This is a genomic window from Saccharomonospora sp. NPDC046836, assembly GCF_040645195.1.
Classification (GTDB): domain Bacteria; phylum Actinomycetota; class Actinomycetes; order Mycobacteriales; family Pseudonocardiaceae; genus Prauserella_A.
On record NZ_JBEYXW010000097.1, the window covers coordinates 1 to 5810 of the forward strand.

At 72.8% G+C, this 5810-nt stretch carries 1 protein-coding gene; it reads left to right on the forward strand.

The window, feature by feature from the left end; all coding sequences use genetic code 11:
• The coding region (locus ABZ863_RS35240; protein WP_358544077.1) for an SDR family NAD(P)-dependent oxidoreductase at positions 1–5810 on the forward strand (5810 nt) is incomplete at both ends.

Below are 5810 nucleotides of genomic sequence, written 5' to 3' on the forward strand. Positions count from 1 at the left end.
TGAGGTGGCGGCCGCGTATGTGGCGGGTGTGTTCTCGCTGGCGGACGCGTGTGCTCTGGTGGCTGCTCGTGGGCGGCTGATGCAGGCGTTGCCGGTGGGTGGCGCGATGGTGGCGCTGGAGGCCTCCGAGGCGGAGGTGCTGCCGCGTCTGGAGTCCGTCGAGGGTGTGTCGGTCGCTGCCGTCAACGGTCCGTCGTCGGTGGTCGTCTCGGGCGCCGAGGATGCCGTCGAGGCGGTGGCGGAGGCGTTCCGTGAGCTGGGGCGTCGGGTCAGCCGTCTGCGGGTGTCGCACGCTTTCCACTCGCCGCTGATGGAGCCGATGCTTGACGCGTTCCACGAGGTACTGCGGAATCTGTCGTTCGCCGAGCCGCGCCTGCCGGTCGTCTCGAACGTCTCTGGCCGGATTGCCGAGCCGGGTGAACTGACCACGCCGGACTACTGGATGCGGCATGTCCGTGAGGCCGTCCGCTTCGACGACGGTGTACGGGCCCTGGCGGAAGAGGGCGTCACACGGTTCGTGGAGCTGGGTCCCGACGGGGTGCTCAGCGGCATGGCGCGCGAGAGCGCCGGTGAGGACGCCGTCCTCGTCCCGCTCCTGCGCAAGGACCGCGACGAGGAGGTCACCGCGCTCACCGCGCTCGGCCGCCTCCACGCCACCGGTGCGTCCGTCGACTGGGCCGCCGTCCTCGCCGGGACCGGCGCCCGCCGCATCGACCTGCCCACGTACGCCTTCCAGCACGAGCACTACTGGCCCGTGCCCGCCCTCATGCCCGCCGGGGACGTGGAGTCCGCCGGCCTGCGCGCCGCCGGCCACCCCCTGCTCAGCGCCGCCGTCGAACTCTCCGACTCCGGCGGCCTGCTGCTCACCACCCGGCTGTCCCTGCGCACCCACCCCTGGCTCGCCGAGCACGTCGTCATGGGCAAGGCGCTGCTCCCCGGCACGGCCTTCGTGGAACTCGCCGTCCGCGCCGGCGACGAGGTCGGCTGCGACCGCGTCGAGGAACTGACCCTCGCCGCCCCGCTGGTCCTGCCCGAGCAGGGCGGCGTCCAGCTCCACCTGCACGTGGGCCCCGCCGACGCCGCCGGCCGCCGCGTCCTCGCCGCCCGCTCCCGCGCCGAGGGAGCCGACGACCTGCCCTGGACCGAGCACGCCACCGGCGTCCTCGCTCCCGGGGAGCGCACCGTGCAGTTCGACACCGCGGTGTGGCCCCCCGCCGACGCCGAACCCCTCGACCTCACCGGCCTGTACGAGCGCATGGCCGAGGGCGGCTACCAGTACGGGCCGCTCTTCCAGGGGCTGCGGGCCGCCTGGCGGCGCGGCGACGACGTCTTCGCCGAGGTCGCCCTGCCCGACTCCGCCGAGCGCGACGCCACCGCCTTCGGCCTCCACCCGGCGCTGCTCGACGCCTCCCTGCACATCTCGGCCCTGGGCGGTCTCGCGCACGGGGTGGTCCCGTTCTCCTGGGAAGGGGTGTGCCTGCACGCCACCGGCGCCCGGGAGGTCCGGGTCCGGATGACCCGGACCGGCGACGAGAGCGCGACGGTCGCCGTGGCCGACCACACCGGTGCACCCGTCGCCAGCGTCGAGAACCTGGTGCTCCGCCCGGTCGCCCCCGACGCCACCGGTGTCGACGCCCTGACCCGCGACGCCCTCTTCCGGGTGGACTGGGTCCGGACCGAGGCACCTGGTGACGCGGCCGACACCGGTCCGGTCGGCGTCCTCGGGGATTCCGACGCGCCCACGGCCCTCGCGGGAGTCCTCCGGGCCGACGGGCTGCCGCACGACGGGTTCGTGGCCTTCCCCGACCTGGAAGCCCTGGCCGCCGCCGAAGACGTACCAGCGACCGTGCTGGCCCGGGTGCGTCCCGACGCCGCGACACGGGCCGACGCGGTGGTGGACGCCCTCCACGCCATGGCCGCCGGGGGCCTGGAGCTGGTGCGGGAGTGGCTGGCGCAGGAGCGGTTCGCCGACTCCCGCCTGGTCTTCGTCACCTCGGACGCCGTCGACGGCGGCGACCTGGCCGACGCGGCACTCCGGGGCCTGGTGCGCTCCGCCGTCTCCGAGCACCCCGGCCGCTTCGGCCTGATGGAGGTGGGACGCGACACCGACACCGCGACCGTGCTGTCCGCCCTCGCCACGGGCGAGCCGGAGACCGCCGCACGCGACGGCGAGGCGCTCGCCCCGCGACTGGCCCGGATCGCCTCCGGCACCACGGCGGGCCCGCGATGGGCCGGCCTCGACGGCACGGTGCTGCTGACCGGCGGTACGGGTGGCCTCGGGCGGATCGTCGCCCGGCACCTGGTGGTCGAGCACGGAGTGCGGGACCTGCTGCTGGTGAGCCGCAGCGGCGCCGCCGCCGACGGCGCCGAGCAGCTGGTCGCCGAACTGTCCGAGGTCGGTGCGCACGTGACCGTCGAGGCGTGCGACGTCTCCGACCCCGCTGCCGTCGCGGAGCTGGTCGCCCGCCACCCGGTGCGCGCGGTCGTCCACTCCGCCGGGGTGCTGGACGACGGCACGGTGGAATCACTCACGGCCGAGCGCGTGACCCGCGTGCTGCGCCCGAAGGCGGACGCCGCATGGAACCTGCACGAGGCCACCCGCGCCCTCGACCTCGAAGCCTTCGTCGTCTTCTCCTCGATGTCCGGCATCCTCGGTGGCCCCGGCCAGGCCAACTACGCGGCCGGCAACACCTTCCTCGACGCCCTGGTACGCCACCGCCGCAGCCTCGGCCTGCCCGCGACCTCGCTCGCCTGGGGCCCGTGGACCCAGGACGCCGGCATGATCGGCACCCTCTCCGGGACCAGCCGGCACCGCGTCGCCCGCGCAGGCATGCCCGAGCTGACCGCCGAGCAGGGGACCGCCCTCTTCGACGCGGCTCTGGCCTCGAGTGAGCCGGTCGTCCTCCCTGTCCGCCTCGACCTGGCCTCCCTGCGTGGGCAGGGTGACCTGCACCCGATGATGCTCGGTCTGGTGCGGCGGCGTGGTCGTCGTGCGGCTGCGGGTGGTTCGGTGGCGGCGGCGGGTCTGGTGCAGCGTCTTGGGGCGTTGGGCGGGGATGAGCGTCGTGAGGTGTTGCTGGATCTGGTGCGTGGTCAGGTCGCGGTGGTGTTGGGTCATGCGGGTGTGCAGTCGGTGGATCCGGGGCGTGCGTTTCAGGATCTGGGTTTTGATTCGTTGACTGCGGTGGAGTTGCGGAACCGGTTGGGGAAGTCGACGGGGTTGCGATTGCCGGCGACGGTGGTGTTCGACTATCCGACGGTCAACGCGGTGGTGGGGTATCTGCTGGAGGAGTTGTTCGGTGGGGTGGAGCCGGCGGAGGTGGTGCCGGTGTCGGCGCTGCCGTCGGTGGCCGAGGACCCGATCGTGATCGTGGGCATGGCGTGCCGCTACCCCGGTGGTGTCTCCTCGCCCGAGGACCTGTGGCGCGTCGTCTCCGAAGGCGTCGACACCGTCTCCGAGTTCCCCGTCAACCGAGGCTGGGACGTCGACGCGCTCTACAACCCCGACCGGGACGCGTCCGGCACCACCTACACCAAGGCCGGTGGCTTCCTGCACGACGCCGGAGCCTTCGACTCCGAGTTCTTCGGGATGAGCCCGCGCGAGGCGGTGGCGACCGACTCCCAGCAGCGCCTTCTGCTGGAGACGACGTGGGAGGCGATCGAGCGGTCCGGCATCGACCCGGTCTCCCTGCGCGGCAGCCAGACCGGCGTCTTCGCCGGCGTCATGTACAACGACTACGGCAGCATCCTCACCGACCACCAGTACGAGGGCTATCGCGGCAACGGCAGCGCACCCAGCATCGCGTCCGGCCGTGTCTCGTACACGTTCGGGTTCGAGGGTCCGGCGGTGACGGTCGACACGGCGTGTTCGTCGTCGTTGGTGGCGTTGCACTGGGCGGCGCAGGCGTTGCGTTCGGGTGAGTGCTCGTTGGCGGTGGCCGGTGGTGTGACGGTGATGTCGACGCCGACGACGTTCGTGGAGTTCTCGCGTCAGGGTGGTCTGTCGGCGGACGGGCGGTGCCGTTCGTTCGCGGACTCGGCTGACGGTGTGGGCTGGTCCGAGGGTGTGGGCATGGTGGTGCTGGAGCGTCTGTCTGACGCCCGGCGCAATGGTCATCGTGTGCTGGCGGTGGTGCGTGGGTCGGCGGTGAACCAGGACGGTGCGTCGAACGGTCTGACGGCGCCGAACGGTCCTTCCCAGCAGCGTGTCATCCGCCAGGCTCTGGCCAGTGGTGGTCTGTCGGCCGGTGATGTGGACGTCGTGGAGGCGCACGGTACGGGGACGACGCTGGGTGACCCGATCGAGGCGCAGGCACTCCTGGCCACGTACGGGCAGGACCGTGAGGAGGGCAAGCCGCTATGGCTCGGTTCGGTGAAGTCGAACCTCGGGCACACGCAGGCCGCGGCGGGTGTGGCGGGTGTCATCAAGATGGTGATGGCGATGCGGCACGGGAGGCTGCCGCGGACGCTGCACGTGGATGCTCCGTCGTCGCACGTCGACTGGTCCGCTGGTGCTGTGGAGTTGCTGACCGGTGAGCGGGTGTGGCCGGGGGAGGAGCGGCTGCGACGGGCCGGTGTGTCCTCGTTCGGGATCAGCGGCACCAACGCCCACGTCATCCTCGAACAGCCGAAGGAGGCGCCGGAGCCCGACTCCACGGTGGCGCCCGCCGTCGACGTGCCGTGGGTGCTCTCCGCACGGTCGGCCCCGGCGCTGCGTGCCCAGGCCGAGCGGCTGCGCGCTTACGTGGCCGCCGAACCGGTGAGCGCGCCGGACGTGGCCTTCTCGCTCGTCAACGGCCGCGCCACCTTCGACCACCGGGCGGTGGTCCTGGGCGCCGACCGTGAAGCGGCCCTGGAAGCCCTGGCCTCGGGTCTGCCCGACGCGGGCGTCGTGGAAGGCGTGGCCACCGGAGGCCGTACCGCGTTCCTCTTCTCGGGGCAGGGGTCGCAGCGTCTGGGGATGGGGCGTGGGCTGTACGAGCGTTTCCCGGTGTTCGCGGAGGCGTTCGACGCGGTCTGCGCCGGACTCGACGCGCACCTGGAGCGCCCGCTGCGCGAGGTGGTGTGGGGTGACGACGCGTCGGTGCTGGACGGGACGGCGTACGCGCAGGCGGGGCTCTTCGCCGTCGAGGTGGCGTTGTTCCGGCTCATCGAGTCGTGGGGTGTGCGGCCGGAGTTTGTGGCCGGTCACTCCATCGGTGAGGTCGCCGCGGCCCACGTGGCCGGGGTGTTCACCCTCGCCGACGCCGCCGCGCTCGTCGCCGCCCGTGGCCGCCTGATGCAGGCGCTGCCCGAGGGTGGCGCGATGGTGGCGCTGGAGGCGTCGGAGGCGGAGGTGCTGCCGCGACTGGAATCCGTCGAGGGGGTGTCCGTCGCCGCCGTCAACGGTTCTTCCTCCGTGGTCGTCTCGGGCGCCGAGGATGCCGTCGAGGCGGTGGCGGAGGCGTTCCGTGAGCTGGGGCGTCGGGTCAGCCGTCTGCGGGTGTCGCACGCTTTCCACTCGCCGCTGATGGAGCCGATGCTCGCTGACTTCCGAGAGGTACTTGCCGGTCTGTCGTTCGCCGAGCCGCGCCTGCCGGTCGTCTCGAACGTCTCAGGCCGGATCGCGGAGTCCGGTGAACTGACCACGCCTGACTACTGGGTGCGGCACGTCCGCGAGGCCGTCCGCTTCGGCGACGGTGTACGGGCCCTGGCGGAAGAGGGCGTCACACGGTTCGTGGAGCTGGGTCCCGACGGGGTGCTCAGCGGCATGGCGCGGGCCAGTGCCGGTGAGGACGCCGTCCTCGTCCCGCTCCTGCGCAAGGACCGCG